Raw genomic sequence first — 26,657 nt, forward strand, 5'->3', positions numbered from 1 at the left:
GTTTTATTATGATGTTGCGCATGCGAATGCCCGGCGGCACTCGGCCGCCGGGCATCGGTCGCATGTTAACGGGCATGCCGCCTCTATTTGACGCTCATGTAACGCTCGTACGCATCCTCGTAAATCTTGATCAGCTTCGCAAGTCCCATCTCTTCGAGCTTCTTCACGTAAGCATCCCAATTCTCGTCGATGCCGCCTTTCGTGATCCATTCGGCGCGGGTGCTCGCGATATAGCCGTCGATATCGGTCGTCAGCGTCGGCAGCTCCTGGTATTCCTCCGCCGTATACATGACGCTCGGGAACGGCTCGGTGACATGCTCCTTGCCTAGCTCATCGAGCTGCAGCTTCAAGCCGTCGCCGGTCGTCGGATCCAGCTTGATATTCTTCTCGAAGTCCGGGCTGACGTATTTCGGACCGAAATCCCGGAACGAATTATCCCAATACCAGGCGTCCGCGCTGGTGCCTTCCGGCGCTTTCATGAGGGAATACGTCCCGTCCCCGCCCTTCTCGATGGAGGTGCCGATCGCGCCCCAGAAATTCTGAATGCTCGCCTCGTTCGTATAGAATTGGTCGGCCCAGCGCGCGGCAACTTCCGGATACTTGCTCGAGCTCGTAATGAGCAGCTGGTTGCGACGGAAGCTGAGGCCGCTCGGATCGCCCTCCTGATAGCGCTTCCCGTCCGGTCCGGCGATCGGCGCGATCGTCTCGTACTGGTCGCTCCACTTGCCGAAGACGGCGTCCGGCGTCCATTGATAGGTGAAGCCGATCAGCGGGACGTCGGGATTTTGCCGTTTGGCCGTCAGCATCGTATTGTCCTGCGTGAAAGACTCCTGGTCGATCAAGCCTTCCTCGTACAGCTTGCGCGCCCACTTGAGCGATTCCTTGTACGCCTCGGCCGTCGGGTAATAGACCGTCTTCCCGTCCTGAATCATCATATGGTTCGCCCGCAGATCGGTAATGCCGAACGGCGTAAGCAGGAACAGATCCAGATCGCCCGCGCTGCTCGTCGGAATTTCGTCGGCTTGGCCATTGCCGTTCGGGTCCTTCTCTTTGAACGCCTTCAATACCGCGTACAGCTCCTCGATAGTCGTCGGCGCTTGCAGGCCCAGTTTGTCCAGCCACGCCTTGTTGATGACCGGCTGATTCTGGGTTACCGGCCTGGACGGCAGACGCGCCGGCAGCGAATAGATTTTCCCGTCTGGGAACGTGCTGATCTTCTTCAGCTCAGGCGATTGTTCCATCGCGGCCTTCAGATTCGGCATATGCTTGTCGATCAAGTCGTCCAGCGCCAGGAAAGAGCCCGCATTGTTGACGATATCCGAATCCCCGTAGGCGATATCGCCCAGAATGACGTCCGGCAGCTTGCCGCTGGCCAGCATGACCGACTTCTGGTCGTTCCAATCGTTGGAGGACATGACCTGCCAATTGATCTTGACGTTGGAATTCTTCTCCAGCTCCTGCAGCCAGGTATTCTTGACGAAGCTGTCCCCCATGTTGCCCCAGCGGACCGTCAGCACGTTCAGCGTCACCTGCTCCTTGACGATTGGAAGCCCCTCCGGGTTCATATTCCCGCTCTCGCCGACGGCTGCCGTGCCGGCGTTATTCATATTATCTCCGCTGCAGCCCGCCAGCGCGGACGTGCCGAGCGTCGTGGCCATCGCTAGGACGATGAGCCTCCTGCTTACCGTTCTCGCCGATCTGTTCTCCATGTTCAATCCCCCTGAACGTTCATAGTGAATGGTTCGTTTACCCTACCATGCGGTTCGTTGTTCTAGATGTCCGGTGAAAAAGTGGCCGGAGAGTCGGTATGGAGCTGAAACAGCGTCAGCGGTCGCCTTTGTAAACGGATTTCTACCTCTGAAACAACTTGAAATCAAAGAAATCCGGTTACAACAGCGAGTGTAAGCCCATACCGACCGTAGGTCACATGTTTATCACCGGACTTCTAGGACTTCACGGCGCCGATCATCACCCCCTGATTGAAGTACTTCTGCACGAGCGGGTAGAAGCACATAATCGGAATGGTCGACACCACGATGACGGAATACCGAAGCATATTGGCCAGACGCATCGCGATTTGGGCGGCCTCGCCCGTCCCCATGCCCGATTGCATCTGGTTCGTGATCAGAATATCCCGCAGCACGAGCTGCAGCGGATACAGATTTTTATTTTGCAAATAGATGAGCGCGTTGAAATACGAATTCCAGTGGCCGACCGCGATCCACAGCGCCAGCACGGCGACGACCGCCTTCGACAGCGGCAGGACGACCCCCACATAGTAACGGAGGTTGCCGCATCCGTCAATTTGCGCCGCCTCCCACAAATCCCCCGGAATGCTCGTCTGGAAGAACGTCCGGGCAACGATGATATCGAACACCCCGACGGCGAACGGCAGCACCATGACCAGGAACGTGTCATACAAGTGAAAATCGCGGATCGTCAGGAACGTGGGGATCAGCCCCCCGTTGAAAAACATCGTAAAGATAAAAAACAGCGTCAACGCCTTCCGTCCGAACAAGTCCTTCCGCGACAGCGCGTAGGCGGCCGACAGATTGACCGCCAGCCCGATCGCCGTGCCGACGACGGTGTACAGAATCGTGTTCCGATAGCCGATCCAAATGTTGGCGTGCTTCAATAGTTCCAGATAGCCGTCGAACGTAAATCCCTTCGGATAGAGCCACACCTGTCCGTTGCCGACCGCGGCCGGATCGCTGAACGACGCGATGACGATAAAATAAATCGGGTACAACACGACGATTAACGTGATCGCCGCCCATACATACAGCAAGACCTCCGTGATCTTGTCGGACGTGCTTCCTTTCCTTGTCGGCCAGGCTTGCTTTGCCGTTGCTGCCATATTCCCTCCCTCCTCCATTACCAGAGACTTTGCCCGCTGTATCTTCTCGACACCCAATTGACCAGGATAAGCAGGACGAAATTTATGATCGTGTTGAACAGATTGATCGCCGAGGAGAAGCTGTACTGCGCGCTTAACAAGCCGATTTTGTACACGTAGGTCGAGATGACCTCGCTGCCGGAAATATTCAAATTGTTCTGCATCAGATACGCCTTCTCGAAGCCGACGCCGAGCAATCCGCCCACGCGAAGAATGAGCAGCGTAATCGCCGTCGGGATGAGCATCGGGATGTCGATGTAGCGGATTTTCTGCCATCGGCTCGCCCCGTCCACCGTGGCGGCCTCGTATAAGCTCGGATCCACCGCCGACAGCGCCGCGATGTAGATGATGCTGTCCCAGCCGGTGTGCTGCCACACATCCGACCAGACGTACACGCTGCTGAACAGGCCCGCCGATCCCATGACGTTCGGGGCTTCCGCGCCGAACAAGCCGTAGAGATGGCCGATCAGCCCGTTGCCCGGGGAGAGCAGGATCATCATGAGCCCGACCATGACGACGGTCGAGATGAAGTGCGGCATGTAAGTGACGGTCTGGAAGACGCGCTTAAAGTAGTTCTGCCGCATCTGATTGACCAGCAGCGCGAAGATGATCGGGATCGGAAACAACACGAAACTGTACAAGCTGATGACGAGCGTATTCTTGATCGTGACCGCGAATTGATAGGAATGAAAATATTTCTCGAAGTACTTCAATCCCGCCCACGGGCTCCCGGATATCCCGAGCGCCGGGCTGAAGTCCTTGAAGGCGATCACCACGCCGTACATCGGCTTGTAGGTGAAACAAATCAGCAGCGTCACGGCCGGCAGCAGCAGCAGATACAAGCCCCAGTTCCGGCCGATGCGAGCGAGCGCGCGCTGCAGGCTCATATTCGGTTGGCTGGCTCTCAAAGCAATCCCCCTTTCTCTCTTTGAAATACAAGCGTTTATAAGCTTCACGCTTATCCATCGCCTTGATAACTCAAGTATAGAACCGCGCTCCGCCGTTATATGGACTTCGTACGCGCGCTATCCGGACCTGTGCGGCCGCCGCATCGTTCGCCAAGCTCGCGGCCGCCGCCGCGTCTGACGGAATTCGGACTTCTCCTGCCACTATCCGGACCTTTGCCTTCGCAAGCGGCAAATCGCGATATGTTTTTCGACAGGCCGGCCTTATAATAGACCCTATCCATCCTTTGAAACCGCTTTATTCGGAATCAAGAAGCACCGGAAAGGAGCACATGCCGGCCTATGGCTAACCATGCGAAAGGCAAAACCTACCCGATCCAGCACTACGTGAAAATCATGCTCTTCATCTCGTTCTCCGCCCTTATCCTGGATTTCGCGATCAGCTTCGCCACGATTACGATCGTCAAGCAGCAGTCTTCGCGCTATTTGCGGGACACCGCGGATCTGTATATCAACCGGATCAACAAAGACTTCAACTATATGAATCACTTCATGGGCTGGACGCTCGCCAACGACGAGAACGTGGAGACGATGTCCGCGCTGGACGTGAACGACTATGCCTTCATTAAAGCCAACCGGAATTTATATAAGCGGTTCACCGAGCTCCAGAAATTTTACGGGCAGGACTATCATTTCTTCCTCTACCTGGACCAACAGAACAAGCTGCTGAACAGCGCGCCCATCACCATGACCTATCCGCAATACCAATCGCTCAAGCGGCAGATCGAAATTTACGTACAGGACAAAAACTTATACGAGAAGTTCTACTCCAGATGGTCCACGCTCAATCTGAACGGAACCTTTTATGTTCTGAATATCGTGCCTTACCATAACAGCTACATGATCTGTCTGATCGCGGCCGACGATCTGATCGAGCCGCTGCGGCAGATCAATCTCGGCGAGCATGGGCTGGCCTCGCTCATCGGCGAGCAGGGCGAATTCGTGACGAGTCCGGGCTCTGCCAACGGGATCGACGCGGACTCGGATTCGAAATCGGATGCGAAGCCGCCCTTCCTGCTCGATCTTCTCCAAACCCGGACGACCGTCGACGCCGAATTCACGAACGCCTCGTTCCACGTGAATCTGGTCATTCAATTCGGCGCCTTCGAGAAAATCATGATCGCCCAGCTGCTGATCGTGCTGCTCGCCGTCATTATCGCGTGCAATCTCTGCTTTATCCTGTTGTATTTCAAGAACAAGGTGCTCGGGCCGATCAAGAACTTCTCGTACAACCTGACCTGCTGGACGGAGGACGGCGAGCCGATCGATATGGAGCATAGCAAAATCATCGAGCTGGAGAAGGCGAACAAACAGTTCCTGCATCTGGTGCGGCAGATCAAAGCGTACAAAATCGATATTTATGAACGCGAGCTGGAAAAGCAGCGGATTGCGCTCAATTATATGAAATTGCAAATCAAGCCGCATTTCTTCCTGAACTGCTTGACGACCATCTACAGCATGGCGCAAATGCAAATGCACGCGGAAATCGAGCGGATGACGTTGTCGACGTCCCAGTATTTCCGCTACATTTTTCAAAACGAACAGGATTTCGTCCGGCTGGCCGACGAGCTCGAGCATGTCCGCATCTACCTCGAAATCCAGAAACATCGTTACCGGGATGCGTTCGTCTACCGGATCGAGCAAGACGAGGGCGCGGAAGGCGCCCGAATACCGCCGCTCGTGCTGCAAACGTTCATCGAGAACGCGATCAAATATGCGGTATCCAGGGAACAAGAGGTTCAAATCCGGGTACAGGTCGAGCGAAGCCGGGCGGAGGGAGAAGCCTGCACCGTCATCCGGATTACGGATACCGGACCCGGCTTCTCGCCGGAGGTGCTGGAGAAGCTCAACGAAGGCCAGCCGCTGGATCAAACGCTGGGCACGCAGATCGGCATTATGAATACCGTCCACCGGCTGGAGTACCTCTATCGCAAACAAGCGACGGTCCGCTTCGGCAATCGGGAAGGCCGCGGCGCCAGCGTCACGTTGACGATTCCGGACCCGCCGGGGGATTCGCATGAGAGGAGTGCCTGACCATGAACGCGCTGCTTGTCGACGACGACTATTTCGTCGTGACCGCGCTGGAGAAGAAGATCGACTGGACATCCCTGCGCATCGACGGCGTCTATACCGCGAACAACGTCGCCCAAGCCCGGGAAATCATTAAGCAGCAGGAGATTCACATCCTCATCTCGGATATCGAAATGCCGCAAGGGAGCGGACTGGAGCTGCTTGCGTGGATTCGGGAGGAGAAATACAGCGTGCAAACCATCTTCCTGACCAACTACGCGGATTTCAATTACGCGCAGAAGGCGATCGAGCTGCAGAGCTTCGAGTACTTTCTGAAGCCAATCGAGTTCGACAAGCTGATGCTGATCATTCAGAAGGCCGTGGCGAAAGCCAACGAGCAGCGGCATGCGGCGAAAGCGCAGCAGGAAGGCTACTTCTGGCAAAAGAACCAAAGCAAAATCGTGGAACACTTCTGGCGTAAGCTGGCCAGCTGCAGCAGCTCCGTCCCGATGAGGCCGGCCGCGATCGCGCATGCGGTCCATGAGCAGCATCTCGACTACCGCATGACGGACCTGTGTCAGCCGCTGCTGCTCAATCTGTTCCCTTATGACGGAAGCATGGGGAAAGAAGAGAAGGATCTGTTCGATTTCGCGCTGCTCAACGTGCTGGGCGAGCTGTTCCGCCATCCCGCCTTCGCAGTCGAGACGATGCTGGAGCATTCGCCCCGCAATTGGATCGCGGTCTTGAAATGGACGCAGCCGCCCGACGCCCGCCTGATCGAGGAGCTGTGCGCTTCCTTCATTCATCAGGCCAATCGCGCCCTGAAATGCGACGCCTGCTGCAACGTCGCGCCCGCCGGCGAGCTGGGCGGGATCGGCGCTATCTTGAAGCAGCTGCTGGACATGAACGAAGCGGTCACCAAATCCCGCAATCGCATCCTGCACGTCTCCCGCGACCGCCTGACGGAAGACGCGGCTTATGCGCCGCCGGATTTGGCGCTGCTGGATGAACTGCTGAACCAGAACGATCCGGCGGCCTTCCTGAGCGAGACGAGCCGGTACATGAGATCGATGCTCAGCACGGCCGTACTGAGCAGATTCCGGCTGGATATCGTCCAGCTCGTCTACGCCTTCCTGAAAAATAAGGGCATCGCCGTCCATCAACTGTATGCCGGCAAAATCCATGATCAGCTGCTCATGCAGTCGCTCAACTCGTTGGAGGACATGGAGGAATATCTGCGCTACTTGGTAAACACCGCCATGCAGTATCGGCATAGCGCCGCCGAGCCGACGTCCGTGGTCGAAGCCGTGAAGCAATTCATCCAATCCCACTACGGCCATGATCTCACCCGCAACGCGCTGGCCGAGACCGTGTACCTGCATCCGGATTATTTGGCCCGGCTATTCAAGAAAGAGACGGGCGTGTCGCTCGGCAGCTACGTCATCCAGACGCGCATCTCGGCGGCCAAGCTGCTGCTGGAGACGAGCAGGCACTCCGTCTACGCGATCGCAAGCAAAGTCGGCTACGACAACTATTCGTATTTCTCCAAGCTGTTCAAGCAGGAGGTCGGCTGCTCGCCGAACGAATATAAGAAAGTGAAGCAATAACGACAAAGGCGCCTTTCCCGCGATATTCGCGTAAAAGGCGCCTTTCGTCTATTCGTACTATTCGTTCACTCTGCTTACCGATTCGCCCTCGACGAGCGACACGTATATGCGCTCGTGCTCGACCGATTCGCCATGGATGAGCCGCAGCAGCTGCTCCGACGCCATCGCGCCCCAGCGGTGCTTGGAATAATGGATCGTCGAGAGCCGCGGCTGGAGATAACGGGTCAGGTCGATGTCGTCGAACCCGACTACCGAGATGTGCTCCCCGATCCGAAAGCCCTGCGCGGTCGCGTAGTTGTGCAGCCCGATCGCCATCTCGTCGTTCAGGCAGAACACGCCGACCGGGCCGTCGTATTCGTCGATGATGACGCGCGCCGCCGCTTCGCCGGAGCCTTTGTTGAAGTCGCCGTCCAGCACCACCGCCGTGACTTCCGGATGCCGGTCGAGCGTCTGGCGCACCGCGATCATCCGCTGGCGGGAATCGAACGTCTCTTTCGGTCCGGTCACGACGTACAGCTTCCGGTGGCCGCTCTGGATCAGATAGTCCATCGCGAGATTCGCGCCGGCCTTATTGTCGAGCAGCACTTCATTGACGGCCGGATGATTCAGCTCTCGGTCGAGCACGACGAGCTTATGCCCGCGGTCGGCGAAATCGAGCAACTCCTCGTCGGAGAACGTTAAATCCAAGATGATCGCTCCGTCGATCATCCGCTCCGGCAGCAGCCGGTGCGACTGAAGACCGCTGCACACGATGAGGTCGTACCCTTTGCGGTTCAGTACTTCCTTCATCCCCTGCAGCAGGTCGCCGTAGAAGGCGCCGGTAAAATCGGTCAGGAACGCCCCGATGATGCGCGATTCCTGCTTCTTCAGCTGCCGGGCGGCGGCGTTCGGAATATAATTCAGCTCCTTGGCGATCGCCAGGATGCGCGAAGTCGTTTCGGGCGTAACTTTAGGACTGCCGTTCAGCGCGTACGAGACGGTCGAGATCGACACGCCCGCATGCTTGGCGATATCCTTGATGCTTACCACCGCGATCCCTCCTGTAGCTTGCTTGCTTCTCAACTATACCACAACTTTCCTTCGATAATCTGTCATCAAACTGCCATCCGGGCGTGGGATGCATCGTTAAGCCCGAATGAGCAATTCGTTGAGAAGTTCGCCGTCGTTCCTCCATAGCGGATCGAGCATCCGAAGCGGAATGCATGCGCCCGTGTCGCGATAAGCGCCGGTCAACCGGCGCGCCTCGATGTCCGCGCCGTTGAAGCTGACGCCGGACACAGGTCCTCCGGTAAGCTGATAGACGATGCGCACGGGCTTGCCATGGATCGCGAATCGGACCGTCAAGCCGTCCAGTTCGATCGGAAGAACCGGGTCGAGCGCGAGTTCGCCATGCGTCAGCCGAATGCCGAGGACGTTCGAGACGAGCTGGTTCATGTAGATGCCGGGGCCGCTGGAGTAGATGCGCCAGCCTCCTTTCACGGGGACGCCCCCGCTTCTGAGCTTCTCGAAGCCCGCCGCGGCTTCGTACCGGTTCGCGAACCGGCCGTCCGAACTGCTGAAGTAGGCATTGCTCTGGCGCAGTTCCGCGTTCGGCACCGACTCTCGCAGCCCGACCGGATTAATGACGTGTAGCGCGCGCCACGCTTCGTCCGCTTTGCCCAGCTTGGCCATCGCTTCGATGAAGCGGATATGGGCGTGCACGTACTGCAGACCGATCTCGCGGCCGAAGTTGGCGGCTTGCTCCGCACGCTTGAATCGCGTGCTCACCCCGCCGTCATAGGAGGCTGGCCGGTCCATCAACCGCACGCCGTCCGGGAAATAGAGCTCCCGCTTGATCAGCTCGTAGTGCCGCTCGGCCTGCTCCGGCGTCAGCAGCTCGGCGATCATGCTTCGGGTCATCGGCAGCAGCCGGTAGCGGATGCCGGTGCCCGCGTCGTCCGGATGCAGCAGCTTCTGCGGCCGGTCCCGCTGCTCCAAGTACAGGAACCCCGGTATGACTCCTTCCGGTTCCATATACGTGCCGAAGTCCCGGCGAATGCCGGCCGCAAGCGCCTCCGCTTCCCGGCCGAAAGTCGCCTGATCCGCCGATTGTGCGTCCGCCAATAACAGCCGGCCGAATCCGCGCAGCGTCTGATACGTCAGCGCCACCGTCCAGCTGCTCGCCATATAGGCGCGCAGCGACGCGCTCGCCGGCTGCAGCGTATCGTCCCAATCGCCGTCGCCGTACGCCGACAGATGCGTATCGTGCAGGAAATGCGAACGAATATATGCGACCTGCTTCTTCACGTGGTCGAGCAGCGGTTCGCGAACCTCGGTAAAATCATGCGAGGCGCGGCTCGTATAAGGCAGCCGGTCATCCAGGACGGCAAGGTCGCCGGTCGCGGCGATGTAGTCGCCGAGCAGCTTGAGCGGCCAGACGATAATATCCCCGTGGCTCTCCTCCTGCTGAATCCGGTGATAGCGGTCGAACATGAACCATTGCGGCCACCCGCCGTCTTCGGCGTACTGATGCGAATAGACGGTCCGGATAATATCCCGGACGGCGTCGTACTGCTGCATCGCCAGAAAATATTCGGCCGGCCCCTGGCAGACGTCCCGCGTCCCCCATGCCGCCCCGCCGTACTGCTCCAGCCCGTGCGGCACGGCAAAATGAACGCGCATATTATGCGTGTACCACCATGCGAGAATGTTCAATCGTTCGATGGCGCCGGCGGCATGCTGCCCCGGATGCGTCAGCTGAAAGCCGTTCATGAGCTCGGCCATACCCGTCCGGTATTGCTCGGACGCCTGTTCCAATGCCGGAACGGGTGCCGGCTCGTCTTCCAATCCTTCCAGCCGTCCTTCGATCCGCAGCCTCCATTCGGAAGACGCGCCCGTCTCCAGCACGAACAGCGGCGCGGCCCCCGGCGCAAGCTGCGGGACGAGCCGGCGTTCGTCGGCCGCCGTCGCCTCCGCGCCTTCGAGCGTCAGCCGGTAACCGAGCGCCGGATAGACGTCCGCGGCCGGCGTTCCGGCGGCAGCCCGGAAGACGAACGAATCCCCTTGCCGTTCCATCTCGAATGGTGACTCGTATTCCCGCTCGTGCATCGTCATCTGACTCGTCAGCACGTACCGTCGCGCCTGATTCCGCTCGGAACGAACCGAGAGCGCGGCCGTCGGCGATTCGGCGCTCGTCCAGCTCGTCACTTCAATGGCGTCATCGTCCAGCGCGTACAGCCACCGCGCATAGTTGAAGCCCATCTCGAAGAGCGAAGGCATGGCAAGCAGGCGGAAGCGTCCGTCCACCTCCGCATACAGCCGCATGCCGGAGACGTGAAGGACGTTAAGCGCGTTGCGCGCATTCCCGATCAACTTGTTGAAGGACGTGTTGCCGACGACGAGCTGGGAATGGAAAATGCCGTACATATAGGCGGTCGACGTCAGCATCTCCGCGCCTGCCCGGTCGGGCGCCCCGCTCATTAGAATATGGCCGTGCGGCCGCTCCGTCAGCATCTCCTTCGCCTTGAGCACGACGTGCTCGTACGTCGGCGTGAAGAAGCTCAGCAGCTCGCCGTTGTCCCATTCTTCTTGGAGACGCTGCGGATACCGCCGTTCGATCTCCGCTTGCGACGGCTTGCGCGCGCGCAGCGGTCCGCCGATATCCGCGGCGCGGGCGGGTACCGCCGAGAAACCATCGGAATCGGCGGCAGGAATGGCCTTGACTTCTTCCCACGCCGCCATCAGCCGATCGTCAAATCCCGCCTTCCGCACCGCATCGGGATGGTCCGCCTCGAAGAGGCCGTAGAAGACGGCTCTTGCGCCTTCGGCCGCGTTCATCCTTCGAGATTGCAGCGCCGTATAAGCGAATTCGTATTGGTAGTTCTCGCTCGGCAGATCGCCGCGCCAGAGCGCCTCGGGCAGGTAAGCATCCTTATATGAAAGGCCGAAGAACTGAAAGCCGTCGGTCGCGTAAGCCGCGGCGCCGCTCAAGCACCCCTGCTGCATATAAGGGAAGCGTCCGTCCTGCGGCTGATTTTGCCGCGTGCATACGATCCACCCCCGCTCGGCATGCTCGTAGGCGGAATGGTCCAGATATTGGGACAAGTACGCTTCGTTGCCGCGCACGACGCTGGGACTGGCAAGGCCGATATCTTGGCCGTAGACGACGTCGGCCGAGACGGACGCCCCGCGGGCATCGAGCGAGACGTCCCAGAACCAGACGCCCTTCCCGCTCAGCAGGAAGGACACGGCGTAATCGATTCCGCCGGCTTCTCCCCGCCACTCGATGCGACGCGATCCGCAGGCGACCTTGCTCCCGGAACGAATTCCGATGAGCGGATACACGCCGCCGATGTTCCCGTCCGCGCCGTATACGCGCAAATATAAATTGTTCAGCGAGCCGTCGACGGGGCTGGCAAGCACCTGATTCAGCATCATGCCGCTATCCGACAACGCCTCGTATAAATCCCCGGAAGGATGGAATACGAACCGCAGTCCGCCTTCTTCAACTATCCAAACCGACGTTCCGGTTGATGTCATGTGAACCGCCAAAACCGGTTCCTCCTCTCGGTGAATCCAGAAATATGGAGACTTCCAACTCAACTGTCTACGACTTTCACCACGTAATAGAAACGTTTCTACAACAGTTAAAAAGAGTATAAACGCAGGTTTGGAATGAAGTCAAACGTTTCATTTCGGTCAAATTCCACGAATATGAACGACATATCGGCCATTAATGTAGGAAAAGTTGACCGCAAAAAACGCTTGTATGCGATTTCAAAATGATCTATAATCGAAATCGAAACGTTTCAACGAACAGTTGTCAAGATACATTGAAGGGGAGGAAATTCCGAAATGAGAAAAAGAAGCGTAAGCACGGTCGCCGCGGTTGCGGTGTTCGGAGGACTGCTCGCCGGCTGCTCCGGCGGCAATGATTCGGGAAGCGGCGACATCACCCTGTCCGTATGGGCGATGGGAGACAGCAGCAAGCCGATGGAGCAGATGGCCGCCGACTTTACGAAAGAGAACCCGACCATCAAGGTCAAGGTGCAGGCGATCCCTTGGGGCAGCGCCCACGACAAGCTGCTGACCGCCGTCGCCTCCAAGAAAGGACCGGACGTGCTGCAGATGGGCACGACCTGGATGCCGGAGTTCGCTTCCGCCGGCGCGATCGCCGATCTCACGAACGATATTCCGAACTATCCCGAGCTTGCGCCGGATAACTTCTTCAAAGGCACTATCACCTCCACGCAGTTCGACGGCAAAACGGTCGGCGTGCCTTGGCTCGCCGAGACGCGCATCCTCTTCTACCGCACGGACGTGCTGAAGTCCGTCGGCTACGACAAGGCGCCGGCGACGTGGGATGAGCTGCTGGACGCCTCCGCGAAGCTGACCGCGCGCGGCAAAGACCAATACGGCATCGGACTCGATCCGAAGGAGCCGACGCTTAACTTCATGTTCGCCCGCCAGAACGGCGCCAAACTCATCGAGAACAACAAGGCGCAATTCGAAGAGCCGGCATTCGCGGAAGCGGTCTCTTATTTGGATACTTACTTCAAGAAAGGCTACGCGCCGGTCGATCTCGGCCTCGATACGTCGCAGAGCTTCGGCGGCGAGGGCATGGTCCCGATGTTCATCAGCGGGCCGTGGATGATCAAGACGATCAAAGACCAAATTCCCGATATCGAAGGCAAATGGGCGACGGCGGTGTTGCCGTCCAAGGAGAACAACATGAGCTCGCTCGGCGGTTCCAACCTGACCGTCTTCAACTACACGGAGCAGAAGGACGCGGCGCTGAAGTTCATCGCCTTCCTCAGCAAGCCCGAGAAGCAGCTGGAGTGGATGAAGCTGACCGGCGAGCTGCCGGCTACGATGAAAGCTTGGGAAGATCCGCAGCTGAGCGATGACGCGAACATGGCCGTCGTCGGCGAGCAGCTCAAGAACGCCGAACCGATGCCGCTCGTCAAGGCTTGGGACAACATTTCGCAGAACTTCCTGAAGACGTTCGAGCAAATTTACCGTGCCGACGCCGATCTGAACGAACAGCTGAAGGCGTTCAACGCGCAGTCGCAGCAGCTGCTGGACAAATAGCCGCACGCGGGCATCCGAATAGGCGCCGGCTTTCGCTACTAGGCGAAAGCCGGCGCTGCCCGCACCTCCGGCGTATGACTTGATAAGGAAGTGATGTTATGAAAGGAACGTCCAAGTACGCGCCATACGTTTTTATCGGACCGACCCTGATCCTCTTGACCGTATTTTCTCTGCTGCCGATCCTGGTCGCCGTCTATATTAGCTTGACCGACATGGATTTGGCCGGGCTCGCCGATTATTCGAATATCTCGTTCGTCGGCTTCCGGAATTACGCCGACATCCTGTCCGATCCGATCTTTCTCGTCTCCCTGCGCAATACGCTGTTCTACGTCATTATCGGCGTACCGCTGGTCATCGTCTGCTCGCTCGCCGTCGCGCTGATGATCAACTTCGGTCGCAACCGGGCGTTCAAAATTTTCCGCGTCGTCTACTACCTGCCCTCGGTGACCAACGTCGTCGCCGTCGCCGTCGTGTGGAGCTATCTCTACAACCCGGGAATCGGGCTGTTCAACTATATCCTGACCTCGATCGGGTTCGACCGCGTGCCGTGGCTGACCGAGCCGACGATCGCGAAGCTTTCCCTTATCCTGCTTGCTCTATGGAGAGGAATCGGGCTGAACATGATTATTTTCATCGCGGCGCTCCAGGGCATCAGCCGCTCGTATTATGAAGCCGCGCAGCTGGACGGAGCCAGCAACTGGCAGCAGCTGACGCGCATTACGATTCCGATGCTCCGTTACGCGATCGTCTTCGTCTCGATTACGACGATGATCGGCTGGCTGCAGTTCTTCGAGGAACCGTTCGTCATGACCCAGGGCGGACCGCTGAACGGAACCGTCTCGGCTTCGTTGTTCATTTATCAGAACGGCTTCCAATACAGCCATTTCGGCTATGCGGCCGCCGGTTCGTTCGTACTCTTCTTCATTATTATCGCGATTACGCTGCTCCAGCTGAAGCTTCAGCGGAAGCAAGCCGAAGAATAGGAGGCGTTCCGTCATGCAACCTTCCAACTCCAATGCCGCGCGATCCGCTTCATCCGGCGTCCGGCTTCAGCAGTGGCTGGTCGGATTGACGCTGACCGTCTTCGGCGTGGCGATGATCGTGCCGTTCGTCTGGATGATGCTGTCCGCCTTCAAGACCGAAGGCGAAATCAAGCAAATCCCGCCCACCCTTTGGCCGGAGACGTTCACGTTCGATAACTTTCACCGGTTATTCACGGAGATGGACTTCACGACGTATCTGGTTAACACGCTGCTAATCACGCTGTTCAGCTTCGTCGGCCTGCTGCTCAACGCCATGGCAGGCTTCGGCTTCGCCAAATACCGGTTCAAGGGCCGCGACAAGCTGTTCCTGCTCGTGCTCGCCACGATGATGATTCCCGGACAGGTGACGATGATTCCCGTATACCTGATCCTCAACAGCGTCAACCTAACCAATACGATGATCGGCATCGTGCTGCCCGGCTTCATCAGCGCGTTCGGCATCTTCCTCTTCCGCCAATTCATGTCCGCGCTGCCGGACGAGATTATGGAGGCGACGCGGCTCGACGGCGCGAGCGAATACAAGCTGTTCCTGCAAATCATCCTGCCGATGTCCAAGCCGATCCTCGCCGTTCAAGCGATTCTGACGTTCATCGGCGGCTGGAACAGCTTCCTGTGGCCGCTCATCATCGCCAACGACGAGAAGCTATATACGCTCTCGGTCGGCCTGCAGCTGCTGAAAGGCCAGCACGGCACGAACTATGCGCTTCAGATGGCCGGCGCGGCGTTCATGGTCGTCCCGATCATGATCCTCTTCGTCTTCGCGCAGAAGCACATTATCGAGAATTACAATATTTCCGGCATCAAATGAATGCGCGCCGCCGCCGAAAAAGCAGCCATCCGGGCTGTTTTTTCGTTTTTTCTTAACATTCGGCCGCATTTCTCGATAGAATGATTCGATTTTTGACAAACAAATGAGTATAATATACTGGGATAGGACAAGAATTCGTCTTTAAGTATCTTGAGGGAGGACTAGAAAATGGCATTGGTTTCGATGAAAGACATGCTGAACAAAGGTTTGAAGGAAGGTTATGCGGTTGGCCAGTTCAACATCAATAACCTGGAATGGACGCAAGCGATCCTCGCGGCGGCCGAAGAAGAGAAGTCCCCGGTTATCCTGGGCGTCTCCGAAGGCGCTGCTCGTTATATGGGCGGCTTTACGGTTGTAACGGCAATCGTTAAATCCCTGGTCGAAGAAATGAAAATCACGGTACCGGTTGCCATCCACCTGGACCACGGTTCCAGCTTCGAGAAATGTAAAGCGGCGATCGACGCGGGCTTCACGTCCGTCATGATCGATGCTTCGCACGGTCCATTCGAAGACAATGTTCGCATCACAAAACAAGTCGTCGAATACGCGCACGAGCGCGGCGTTTCGGTTGAAGCCGAGCTGGGTACGGTCGGCGGCCAAGAAGACGACGTCGTCGCTGACGGCGTTATCTACGCAGATCCGAAAGAGTGCAAAGAGCTTGTCGAGCGCACGGGCATCGACTGCCTCGCGCCGGCGCTTGGTTCCGTTCACGGCCCTTACAAAGGCGAGCCGAAACTGGGCTTCAAGGAAATGGAAGAGATCTGTCAAACGATCAACCTGCCGCTCGTTCTTCACGGCGGAACAGGCATCCCGACAGAGCACATCAAGCGCGCCGTATCCCTGGGTACAGCGAAAATCAACGTAAACACCGAGAACCAAATGTCCTTCACGAAAGTCGCGCGCGAAATCCTGACGAAAGACCTCGAAGTTTACGATCCGCGTAAATTCCTGGCGCCAGGCCGCGATGCGATCAAAGCAACGGTTATCGGCAAAATGCGCGAATTCGGTTCGTCCGGCAAAGCGTAATACACATAGAAGACCCGAAGACCGGACTCTGTCCGGTCTTTTTTGAGTTATGGCTGAATGCTGCATTCCCGGTCTTTCGACCGTGAACGCAAACCAATCAGCTGTGGCTGAATGCTGCATTCCCGGTCTTTCGACCGTGAACGCAAACCAATCAGCTGTGGCTGAATGCTGCATTCCCGGTCTTTCGACCGTGAACGCAAACCAATCAGCTGTGGCTGAATGCTGCATTCCCGGTCTTTCGACCGTGAACGCAAACCAATCAGCTGTGGCTGAATGCTGCATTCCCGGTCTTTCGACCGTGAACGCAAACCAATCAGCTGTGGCTGAATGCTGCATTCCCGGTCTTTCGACCGTGAACGCAAACCAATCAGCTGTGGCTGAATGCTGCATTCCCGGTCTTTCGACCGTGAACGCAAACCAATCAGCCTTTAACCAATAATTTCCTCATGAAATACGCCGTAATTGTCCGGGTGTCTTCCTCTTCGCGCGCTATGTTATAGTTTCAGTTGACAACGCTTTCATGCCAGATGACGACATTTTATCAAGGAGGTTTATCGAATCATGCCATTGCTTCGCAGACCTAGACACATGCTCGTCCTCACCCTTCTTCTTCTCGTCGCCATGCTCACTCCGGCCGTCGCTTCCGCCTCGGACGGCGCCGAGCGGGAGAGAGACAAAGACCGCGCCTCCGGCATTCAGTCCTATGTCAAGAAAATGCAGCCAGGCTGGAATCTCGGCAATACGTTCGACGCCACCGGCGCGGACGAGACGTCATGGGGCAACCCGCGCGTAACCAAATCGCAAATCAAAGCTATTGCCAAGCAAGGCTTCAACAGCATCCGCATCCCGGTCACCTGGCAGCAGCATATGGGCGGCGCGCCGGACTATAGCATCGATCCCGCGTTCCTGGACCGCGTCGAAGAAGTCGTCGACTGGTCGCTCGACGAAGGGTTGTACGTCATGATCAACCTGCACCATGATTCCTGGCTGTGGGTGACGAACATGGGCACCGAGCATGACGAGGTGCTCGCGCGCTACAATGCGGCGTGGACCCAGATCGCCGACCGGTTCAAGAACTACTCGACCAAGCTGTCGTTCGAGAGCATTAACGAGCCGCGCTTCACTAGCGGCTGGGGCGAAGATTCGTCCGCGTTCTTCACGTACTTGGCCGAGCTGAACACGTCCTTCCATGAGATCGTTCGCGCGTCCGGCGGCAAGAACGACGTCCGTCCGCTCGTGCTGCCGACCCTCGAGACGAACGCCAGCCAAGACCGGCTCGACCAGCTGTACGGCACGATCCAGAGCCTGAACGACCCGAACCTGATCGCGACCGTCCATTATTACGGCTTCTGGCCGTTCAGCGTCAACATCGCCGGCTTCACCCGCTTCGAGGAGCAGACGCAGAAGGATATTACCGATACGTTCGACCGCGTCTACGACTCGTTCGTGGCCAAGGGAATTCCGGTCATCCTCGGCGAATTCGGCCTGCTGGGCTTCGACAAGAACACCGGCACGATCGAACAAGGCGAGAAGCTGAAGTTTTTCGAATTCCTGATCGACTACTTGAACCAGAAGAACATTACCCATATGCTGTGGGATAACGGCCAGCATTTCGACCGGCTGAAGCTGACGTGGAAAGACCAGCAGCTGTTCGATCTGATGAAAGCGAGCTGGAAAGGCCGCTCCGCAACCGCCGCGAGCGACCTGATCTTCCTGAAGCAAGGCGCGGACATTCAAGACGCGTCGGTGACGCTGAACTTGAACGGCAACAAGCTGTCCGCCATCCGCGCGGGCAAGGATAAGCTGAAGAAAGGCAGAGACTATGAGCTGTCCGGCGATACGCTGACGTTCAAGGCCGCCCTGCTGAAGAAGCTGACCGCCTCCGGCCAACTTGGCGAGAACGCCGAGCTCGTCGCCGAGTTCAACAAAGGCGCGGATTGGACGTTCGACGTCATCACGTATAAGGCGCCGACGCTCGCAAGCGCCGAGGGCACGAGCGAGAGCTTTGCGATCCCGACGGCCTTCAACGGCGACCGCCTGGCCACGATGGAAGCCGTCTACGCGGTCGGCGGCAATGCCGGCCCGCAGAATTGGACCTCCTTTAAGGAATTCGGCTACGCGTTCACGCCGGATTACGCGGCCGGCACCGTCGTCCTGCCCGCGAACTTCTTCAATGAAGTGAATGACGGCGTCGTAAACTTGAAGCTCCACTTCTGGAGCGGCGAGATCGTCAATTATACGATTGCGAAGCAAGGCGCGAGCGTGACGGGAACGGCATCCTAACCGTCACTCGCTGAAGCGGCCGCAAACGAAAGGGCATATCTCGGTTACCCATGGTGACTGAGATATGCCCTTTTGCCATTTCGCGCAGTTTGAAACCCGCATCTCCCGTCTCCTAATCCAGTAGCGCTTTCCATGCCTCCTCGATCTTCCTCGTCCCGACGTCAACCGTCTCCTTGCCGAGCAGCATCGCGTTCAGATGGTTCGTAAAGTCCATGAACAACTTGGCTCCCTCGGGGATGGACGGCACGGCCTTCGCCGCCGCCAGCTGTTTGACGAACCCCTGCACGATGCGATCCTTCGCCAGACGCGCGTCGGCATAAGCGGCGGATTGCGTCGGCAGCGTCTTGAAAGCCAGACTTTGCCGCACCTGCGTCTCGCTATCCGTTAAGTAGGCAATCAGCTCCATGCTTTCCTTCGGGTGTTTGCTGTATTTGTTGATCACCAGACTGTGGCCGCCGACCGGAGAACCCTGCCCGCCAGGTCCCTTCGGCATCGGGGCGATGCCGAGGTAGTCGTTGTTTCGGAATTGGCCGCCTGTCGACTGAATATCCCCGATTGCCCAAGGCCCGTTCATCATCATGGCGGATCTTCCGCTCGTAAAGTCGCCGACCATCCGGCTGTACCAATCCGTGAAATCGGAGTAGGGCTGCGTCACGCCCTCCTGCCGCAAGCGGACCATGAAGGCCAACGCGCGCCGCGAATTGTCGGACGCGATCTCGATCTTGCCTTCATCCGTGAGCATGCCGCCGCCGAAGGCCCATAGATAAGGAAGCGCAAAGTAGGAATCTTCCGTGACGAACAGCCCGTACCGCCCGCCCCCGGTCAGCTTCTTCGCCATGGCCAGCAGCTCGTCCATCGTGGCCGGCGGCGACGGATAGCCCGCTTCGCTCAGCAGCCGCTTGTTATAGAGCAAGGCCGGTACCTCCAGAACCGAGGGGAGTCCGTACAACCGCCCTTCGTGCAGCAGCGGTTCGATCGCGAACGCCGTGAACCCGCTCCACCGGGATGCCGGCGCCAGCTCGTCCAACGGATACAAGATATCGAGATCCGCATACTCGGGCACCCACGAGTTGTCCGCGCGGAAGACGTCCACCGTCTGATCGCCGAGCACCGCCGTTTTGAATTCGTTCGTGGCAAACGGGAATTCGTGCTGCTCCACCCTCACCTCGATGCCGGGATGCTCCTCCATGAACGCTCCGATCCGGTTGCGAAAGAAAGTCGTCTGCGCTTGGGCGGTCGTCGTCCAGAACGTGAGCTGGACCGGTTCCTCCGGCTCGCCGGCGCTGGAGCACGAAGCAAGCGACAGCGCCAACGACGCCCCGAAAGTCGACAGCAACGCCGAGAGCGCTCTGCGTTTAGTCACGATCGTCCTCCCCCTCCTGGCCGGCGTCCGCCGGCGTATAGAGGCGAATCCGGTTTCGGCCGTTCTCTTTGGCCGCATACAGCGCACGGTCGGCTTCGAACAGCAGTCGGCGCGGATGCTCCAGCTCATGCGCCGGCGCGGTCGCGATGCCGATGCTCACCGTCACGCTGTCGCTTACCTCGGAGTTGACATGCGGAATTTGCCGCGCGGCCAGCGCTTCTTGAATACGCGACGCCGTTCGGAAGGCGGCCGCCTCATCTTGATTCGGAAGCAGCACCACGAACTCTTCGCCTCCGTAACGCGCCGCCAGCTCGCCGGGACCGACCTGCTCCTGCACGATCGCGGCCACCTGCTTCAAGCATTCGTCGCCGGCTTGATGACCGTAGTTGTCGTTATATCGCTTGAAGTAATCGATATCGAACAGAATCAACGACAACGGCTTCGCTTCCCGGGCTAGACGCCGCCATTCCCGCTCGAGCGTTTCGTCGTAGCATCTGCGGTTCGGGATCCCCGTCAGCGGGTCTCGGCTCGAGATTTGCGTCAGAAAGGCGTTCGAATCGATCACGGTCCGCAGCGAATGCGTCATCCGGTTGAACGCCTCCGCCAGCTCGCGCAGTTCGTCGCGTCCCCGGAAGCTTAAATCCGCCACCTGCAGATCGCCTTCCGCCACTTTCTGCGCCGACGATTTAAGCAGCCCGATGCGGTGGACGAGGTAGTTGGACAGCAGGTATGCGATGAGCAGCGACAGCGCGAACGCGGAGCCGGCCATCGTATAGTTGACCTTAGAGATCAGTTCGCCGTTCTCGCGGACTTCGCGGTTGTTCCGGTCCACCCGCGCCTGCTCGTTCTTAAAGAACGCATGGAGCGCGAACGCGATGGGGTCGAAGCTGTCCTTCGCGTATGCTTCTCGCGCCTGCTCGGCTTCTCCTTGTATTTTCAGCGCCATCGTTCTGCGTTTGTCCGTCACGTAGTCCGCCCACATTTCCTTGAAGCGCTGGATTTGAGCGAGTCCTTGCTTATCGCTCGTCGTCTCGGTCAGCCGCTTCAGTTCCGCGTTCACGTAGCGGACGTTCGAGCTGAACCGAGAGTCGTAATCCGCCTCGAGGTAGACTGGCGCAAGCAAATAATGCGCGCCGTTGTCGTTGGCGGCGCGAGCGAACAAATTTAGCCGTTGGAGCACCTCCATCCGTTTGCCGGAGGCGCCGCTCTCGTTCGTCAGCTCCACCATCTTCCCCGACAGATACGCCGATAAAATCACCGTCGTGACGAATAACGCGATAATGGCGCTAAAGCTTAAATATAATTTCTTGCGCAACGTGAGTGCCAAGCTGCCAACCTCCGGTCGTCGAGCGCGCCTTTTCTTCCGAAACCTTATTAGTGTGCATTCAATCCCGTTCGTTCATTCCCAGAAGGTGGATTTCCCCCTGGAGACAGGACGCCAAAAACCGCTTCCCGGATGGAAAGCGGCTGTAGCATTCAAGACAAATCTTATTTGACCGACCCGATCATCCCCGCCACGAAATGCTTCTGCATCAGGAAGAACACGAGCGCCGTCGGCAAGGTCGCGATGACGATCGCCGTCATGATAACGCCGTAATCCGGGGAGTAACCCGAGCCGAGATTGGAGATGAGCAGCGGAATCGTCTTATTCTCCTCGGACTGCAGCACGATGAGCGGCCATAGGTAGTTGTTCCAGCTCGACATGAACGTGATGATCGACGCGGCCGCGTAGGTCGTCTTCATCGTCGGCACGTAGATGCGGAAGAAGACGCCCAGCTCGCTCAGACCGTCCATGCGCCCGGCCTCCAGCATATCCTTCGGGAACATCTTGGTGCTCTGGCGGAAGAAGAAGATGAGGAACGCGGTCGTCATCGTCGGGAGCACGACGGATGCGGCCGTGTCGATCCCGATGCCGGGCGCATGCTGCGACACCGTCGCGAACATCCGGTACAGCGGCACCATGAGCGCGGCGAACGGAATCATCATCGACAGCAGCAAAATGTTGAAGACGATATCCTTCGCGCGGCTCCGGTAAATCTCAAAGCCGTAGCCGGCCAACGAACCGATCAGCAGCGCCAGCACGGTCGTCGTAATCGAGATTTTGGCCGAATTCAGCAGGGCGGGCACCAGATCGACCGTATCGAGCAGCCGCCTCACGTTGCCCGCCAGCTCGCCGCCGGGCAGCAGCCGACCCTTCGTCACGTCGACCGACTTGTTCGTCGTGCTGACGAGCATCCATAGGAACGGGAATATCGAGATGATGGCGGCGATAATCAAGAACCCATAGGCGAAAGCCCGTTTCAACTTAGGCATGCTTATCACCTGCCGCTTTGAATTGGAGGAACGAGAAGACGACGATCAGCGCCACGATCGAATACGACACGGTGGCCGCGTAGCCGAAGTCCGGCGTGTATTTGAACGAAAGGTTGTAAATGTATTGGGAGATCGTCGTCGTCGCGCTCCCCGGACCGCCTTTCGTAATGTTCATGACCTCGTCGAACAGCTGCAGCGTGCCGATCGTCGAGGTGATCGACGTGAACAGAATGATCGGCTTAAGCATCGGGATCGTAATGCGGAAGAACTGCGCCATGGACGAAGCGCCGTCGATGCGGGCCGCCTCGTAGATCGCATGATCGACATTTTGCAGCGCGGACAAGTAGAAAATCATGTTGTAGCCCGTCCAGCGCCACGTAATCGCGATGATGATCGTGATTTTCGCCCAGAACGGGTCGGTAATCCAGCCGATCGGCTCCGAGATGAGCGACAGCTTCATCAGCATGACGTTGACGAGGCCATCCTGGCCGAACAAATATTTGAACACGACGGAGTAGGCGACGAGCGACGTGACGCAAGGCAGGAAGATCGCCGTCCGGAAGAAGCCTTTGAATTTCAAATTTTTGTCGTTCAGCAGGACGGAGATGATCAGCGCGAGCATGATCATGACCGGCACCTGGACGATGAGATAGACGAACGTGTTTCGGACGGCGGTGATGAACGTCGAATCCGCGAACAGGCGCTTGTAGTTCGCCAAGCCGGCGAAGCTCAGGTTGGTCCCCTTCCCGCTCTGCAGCGACAGCAGGAACGCCTGGATCATCGGGTAGAAATAGAAAGCGGCAATCAGCACGACGGGCAAGATGACGAACGCCCAGCCGATCGCGCTCGCCTTCCGCTGCATGCTCATGGCGGGTCTGGCAGCTCTCATAAGGTCCTCTCCTCTTTCGGCCGGCGTTAGCCGCCGCGCTCCGGGAACGCCCCGGGCGCGGCTCGCTAAAGCCAGGTGTGTTGCAGGAATGGCCGACGCGTCTTACTGCATCTGCGCTTCCGCCTGCTGCTGCGCATCCTTCAGCACGTCATCGATCGCTTTGCCGCTCAGGAAATTTTGCATTTCCACGACAAGTACGTCTTCGATCGCGTAGGTGCTGGAGCCGTAGTTGACGCGCGGGATCGAATCGGTCCATTTCGCGAAATCCGCGATCGTCTTCTGGTTGCCGTAAAACGGGTCGGCCGCCTCATACGCCGCGCCGCTCGAAGCTGGCGAGTACGTGCCGATCGCGCCGATGTCCGTGACGAGCTGCTGATAGAAATCGACGTTGGCGCCGAACGTACTGGCGAGGAAATCGGCCGCCGTCTCTTTGCCGTCCACGTTCAGCACGTACCAGGAGCTGCCGCCGAGGTTAGACGCGTTCACCGTGTCCGGCTGGCTGGCTAGTTTCGGAATCGGCACGACCGCCCATTTGCCGGACTGCGACGCTTCGGCTTTAATCGAGGCGTTGATCCAGTTGCCGGTCGGGACGGACGCCACTTCGCCGCTGTTGAAATTCGCCAGGAATTGACTCCAGTCGGAATGCGGCTTCACGATGTCCGCCTCCATAATGCGCTTGTAGACGTCGAACGCTTCCTTCAACGCTTCGTTCCCCACCAGATAAGGCGCCTTGCCATCCTTGTCCATGTACCAGGAACCGGCCGTCTGAATCATGATGCGAATGATGCCCAGGTCGTTCGGGTCCAGACTGATCATCGGCTTGCCGGTTGCTTCCTTCACCTTTTTGCCGATCTCGATGAAATCGTCCCACGTCAGATTTTGCAGGTCGGCGACTTTATACCCCGCTTGCTCCAGATAGTCCGTCCGCACGAACAATCCCGTGACGCCGGAATCGAATGGCAGGCCGTAGTTTTTGCCGTCCACGCTCGTCGGTCCGATTTTGTACTGCGCGAAGTCTTCCGCCTTGAACGTACCCGTCAGCTCGTGGAACATGTCCGGGAACGCCTGCAGGAAGCTCTGCGAGCGGTAATCCTCGATGAGGACGATATTCGGCAGCCCCTTGGTCGTGCCTGCTCCGAGACTGGTGTTCAGCTTCTGAACGACGTCCTCCTGCGCGTTCTCGACGATGTTCAATTTGAAATCCGGATGATCCTTCTTGTACAGGTCAGCCGCGATGTTGAGCGCCTTGATGTTGAAATTCGGATCCCATGCCCAGACGGTCACCTCCGAGGCGCCCGCCTTCGCGTTCCCGCCGCCTGAAGCCTCCTCGTTCGTTCCTCCAGCGTCGTTGTTCGAATTCGATGCACACGCGCTTAGCAGCAGCATCCCGGATAATAGCACCGTCGCCAACTTCTTCTTCATCCATCTTCCCCCTGTGAAAGCATAATGAAAGCGGTTACTTAAGCTCAAGGCCATCGTACCATTCCGCTCTCGTCGATCGTTAGGAATATCTTTGCGCGGAATAGCACTTTTATCGCATCCTCGCCCGACGCTTACCGCCTCGTATTAGGAAGATTGTTGGAAACTGGTATTATCTTCAGGTTCGCGCTGGAAAGGCAGCCGAATACGCACCTGCGTGCCCTGCTCCGGCTCGCTCGTAATGGCAATGCCGTACGACTCCCCATACAGCAACTTCAGCCGGTCGTTCACGTTGCTCACGCCGATGCCGGTGAATAGCTGCCTGCTGCTCGACGCCTTCGGCAGCTTGCTTCCGTCTCCGAGCTCCATGCCGTCGCCGTTGTCGGCGATTTCGCAGACGAGGTCCCCGCCTTCTTGGGCGACGAGCACATAGATATAACCCTCTTGCTTCGCGTTAAACGCGTGGAAGAACGCATTTTCGATGAACGGCTGAATGATCAGCTTCGGCACCTGCGCCTCCATGCAATCCGGCGCGACGAAATAGTTCACCTTAATCCGTTCGCCGTAACGGACCTGGTTGATGAAGACGTAGCTCTTCAAATTGTCCAGCTCCTGCTCGATGCTCACCGTCTCGCTGACATTGCCGATCGCGTTCTGCAGCAGCGAGATGAGCGCGTTGATCGTGTCCGCCGCCTTTTCCCGGCTCCCCCGCTGCACCATGATTTTGATCGAGGCGAGCGTGTTGTACAGGAAATGCGGGTTGATCTGGCGCTGCAGCGCCGCAAGCTCGGCATTGCGCTGCTTCTTCTGCGTCTTCACCAGCTCTTCGACGTAGACGTGCAGCTCGTCGAGCATGAAGTTGAACGCGTGCGCCAGCTGCCGCGTCTCGAAACTGCCGCTCACCGCGACGTAGTGATGGAAGTCGTACTTGGAGATGTTCGAGATCTGCTTCACGAGCCGCGTCAGCGACCGGGTCAACCGCCGGAATATGAGAAACACGATAATCAGCGCGACGCCGACGATCGCGATGCAGATGAGGACGATCGACTTCGTATCGATCAACTGCCCGAGCGCCCATTGTTTATCGATCAGATTGACGACATGCATGTCGTAGAAAGACAAGTAATCGGCCAGCATAATGTTGTCCTTGTCCATGAACCGCGCGTCCTTGTAGTCGATCTCCCGCTTCTCGATATCCAGCGCGTGGGCGAGCAGGTCCGGCGCCCGCTGTCCGATCAGCTCCTCGCGGTCGCTCGAGACGATGACGCCGTCATTGCTCAGCACGACCACATGGTTGCCCTCGCTCGTATAGCTCTCGTAATAGCGCTTGAACTGGCTCTCCTTCATGACAAGGTACATGACGCCATAGATTTTCCCGCTAGATCGCTCCATGAGCGCCTTCGTCGCCGCGATGATCGGCTCCCGCTCGCCGTTCTCGTTCTCCAGCCCGTCGCTATATTGGTACAGCAGCCTTCTCGGCTGCGCCTTGGCGGCTGCCGTCATCGGTTCTCGTTTCAGCGCTTCGTCGGCAATCGGCCAGTTCGCCCGGTTCGTCGCGTAGACGCGGCCATTCGCGCCGGTGACGCTAATGTCGATCTCGAACGCATCCACGTTATAGGCGATCTGCTTCATCTGCTTGTTCATGTTGTAATAGGTTTTGGACAAGGCCAGCGAGCTGCCGCCCCCCTCGGTCAGAAACTGCTTCACCGTGCCGCTCTGCTGAATGTTGTTGACCGCCGTGACGATCGCGGTGTTCAGCGATTCGAAGCCGGATTTGATCTGTCCGATCACCTTCCCGTTCGTGATGCTGAACGTATTGATGAACAACCGCTCGGATATCCGGATCGTCGTCCACGAGACCGATACGGAGACGGCGATGATGCTGACGACGAGGATAATGAACATTTTCAGGAAAAGGCCGTGGTATTTGAACTTCTCGAAGTATCGTTTCATCCGCACCGCTTCC

General features: G+C 58.0%; 18 protein-coding genes. 7 read left to right on the plus strand and 11 right to left on the minus strand.

Going from position 1 to position 26,657, the window contains the following annotated elements; all coding sequences use genetic code 11:
- Positions 1–83 precede the first annotated feature (83 nt).
- The 3 genes from BCM02_RS08540 to BCM02_RS08550 form a co-directional block, all read right to left on the minus strand.
- On the minus strand, positions 84–1,658 hold the full coding sequence (locus tag BCM02_RS08540) for an extracellular solute-binding protein (protein WP_148928772.1): 1,575 nt from the start codon (positions 1,656–1,658) through the stop codon (positions 84–86).
- 287 nt (positions 1,659–1,945) lie between these two features.
- Positions 1,946–2,857: a carbohydrate ABC transporter permease gene (locus tag BCM02_RS08545; RefSeq protein WP_148928620.1), complete on the minus strand. Its 912-nt coding sequence runs from the start codon at positions 2,855–2,857 to the stop codon at positions 1,946–1,948.
- Positions 2,858–2,874: 17 nt separating this feature from the next.
- Positions 2,875–3,783: an ABC transporter permease gene (locus BCM02_RS08550; RefSeq protein ID WP_148928773.1), complete on the minus strand. Its 909-nt coding sequence runs from the start codon at positions 3,781–3,783 to the stop codon at positions 2,875–2,877.
- 360 nt (positions 3,784–4,143) lie between these two features.
- Between BCM02_RS08550 and BCM02_RS08555 the strand changes: the two genes are divergently transcribed.
- Together BCM02_RS08555 and BCM02_RS08560 are read left to right on the plus strand one after the other, a co-directional pair.
- A complete protein-coding gene (locus BCM02_RS08555) occupies positions 4,144–5,895 on the plus strand; it encodes a sensor histidine kinase (RefSeq protein WP_148928621.1) in 1,752 nt (583 codons plus the stop codon).
- 2 nt (positions 5,896–5,897) lie between these two features.
- Positions 5,898–7,478 carry a response regulator transcription factor gene (locus tag BCM02_RS08560; RefSeq protein ID WP_148928622.1) on the plus strand — a complete coding sequence of 527 codons (1,581 nt, stop codon included), beginning with the start codon at positions 5,898–5,900 and terminating at the stop codon, positions 7,476–7,478.
- A 57-nt stretch (positions 7,479–7,535) separates the two neighbouring features.
- Here the strand turns inward: BCM02_RS08560 and BCM02_RS08565 are convergent, their stop codons facing one another.
- Positions 7,536–8,507, minus strand: coding sequence for a LacI family DNA-binding transcriptional regulator (locus BCM02_RS08565; RefSeq protein WP_148928623.1), 972 nt, complete (start codon positions 8,505–8,507; stop codon positions 7,536–7,538).
- Between the two features lie 96 nt (positions 8,508–8,603).
- Positions 8,604–12,008, minus strand: coding sequence for a GH36-type glycosyl hydrolase domain-containing protein (locus BCM02_RS08570; protein ID WP_148928624.1), 3,405 nt, complete (start codon positions 12,006–12,008; stop codon positions 8,604–8,606).
- Between the two features lie 303 nt (positions 12,009–12,311).
- Between BCM02_RS08570 and BCM02_RS08575 the strand changes: the two genes are divergently transcribed.
- From BCM02_RS08575 to BCM02_RS08595, 5 genes are all read left to right on the plus strand, one after another.
- A complete protein-coding gene (locus BCM02_RS08575) occupies positions 12,312–13,547 on the plus strand; it encodes a sugar ABC transporter substrate-binding protein (protein WP_148928625.1) in 1,236 nt (411 codons plus the stop codon).
- Positions 13,548–13,645: 98 nt separating this feature from the next.
- Complete coding sequence (locus BCM02_RS08580; RefSeq protein WP_148928626.1) at positions 13,646–14,530, plus strand: carbohydrate ABC transporter permease; 885 nt, start codon at positions 13,646–13,648, stop codon at positions 14,528–14,530.
- A 13-nt stretch (positions 14,531–14,543) separates the two neighbouring features.
- Complete coding sequence (locus BCM02_RS08585) at positions 14,544–15,398, plus strand: carbohydrate ABC transporter permease (RefSeq protein WP_148928627.1); 855 nt, start codon at positions 14,544–14,546, stop codon at positions 15,396–15,398.
- Positions 15,399–15,566: 168 nt separating this feature from the next.
- Positions 15,567–16,424, plus strand: coding sequence for a class II fructose-bisphosphate aldolase (locus BCM02_RS08590; RefSeq protein ID WP_148928628.1), 858 nt, complete (start codon positions 15,567–15,569; stop codon positions 16,422–16,424).
- Between the two features lie 561 nt (positions 16,425–16,985).
- Positions 16,986–18,707 carry a cellulase family glycosylhydrolase gene (locus tag BCM02_RS08595; RefSeq protein ID WP_148928629.1) on the plus strand — a complete coding sequence of 574 codons (1,722 nt, stop codon included), beginning with the start codon at positions 16,986–16,988 and terminating at the stop codon, positions 18,705–18,707.
- 112 nt (positions 18,708–18,819) lie between these two features.
- Here the strand turns inward: BCM02_RS08595 and BCM02_RS08600 are convergent, their stop codons facing one another.
- The 6 genes from BCM02_RS08600 to BCM02_RS08625 all read right to left on the minus strand — a co-directional run bounded on the left by BCM02_RS08600 (position 18,820) and on the right by BCM02_RS08625 (position 26,644).
- A complete protein-coding gene (locus BCM02_RS08600) occupies positions 18,820–20,070 on the minus strand; it encodes an extracellular solute-binding protein (protein WP_148928630.1) in 1,251 nt (416 codons plus the stop codon).
- On the minus strand, positions 20,063–21,397 hold the full coding sequence (locus BCM02_RS08605) for a GGDEF domain-containing protein (RefSeq protein WP_148928631.1): 1,335 nt from the start codon (positions 21,395–21,397) through the stop codon (positions 20,063–20,065). Before BCM02_RS08605 ends, BCM02_RS08600 begins: the two co-directional genes overlap by 8 nt.
- Positions 21,398–21,558: 161 nt before the next feature.
- The gene (locus BCM02_RS08610; protein WP_148928632.1) at positions 21,559–22,383 is read right to left on the minus strand and encodes a carbohydrate ABC transporter permease; all 825 of its coding nucleotides are present in this window, start codon (positions 22,381–22,383) and stop codon (positions 21,559–21,561) included.
- Complete coding sequence (locus BCM02_RS08615; RefSeq protein ID WP_148928633.1) at positions 22,376–23,272, minus strand: carbohydrate ABC transporter permease; 897 nt, start codon at positions 23,270–23,272, stop codon at positions 22,376–22,378. The genes BCM02_RS08610 and BCM02_RS08615 overlap by 8 nt, the downstream gene beginning before the upstream one ends.
- Positions 23,273–23,374: 102 nt before the next feature.
- The gene (locus BCM02_RS08620; protein ID WP_148928634.1) at positions 23,375–24,694 is read right to left on the minus strand and encodes an ABC transporter substrate-binding protein; all 1,320 of its coding nucleotides are present in this window, start codon (positions 24,692–24,694) and stop codon (positions 23,375–23,377) included.
- A gap of 144 nt (positions 24,695–24,838) precedes the next feature.
- Positions 24,839–26,644 (minus strand): cache domain-containing sensor histidine kinase, encoded by a 1,806-nt coding sequence (locus BCM02_RS08625; RefSeq protein WP_148928635.1) that lies wholly within the window; start codon positions 26,642–26,644, stop codon positions 24,839–24,841.
- Positions 26,645–26,657: the final 13 nt, after the last annotated feature.

The sequence above is a fragment of the Paenibacillus methanolicus genome (assembly GCF_008124765.1).
Classification (GTDB): domain Bacteria; phylum Bacillota; class Bacilli; order Paenibacillales; family Paenibacillaceae; genus Paenibacillus_Z; species Paenibacillus_Z methanolicus.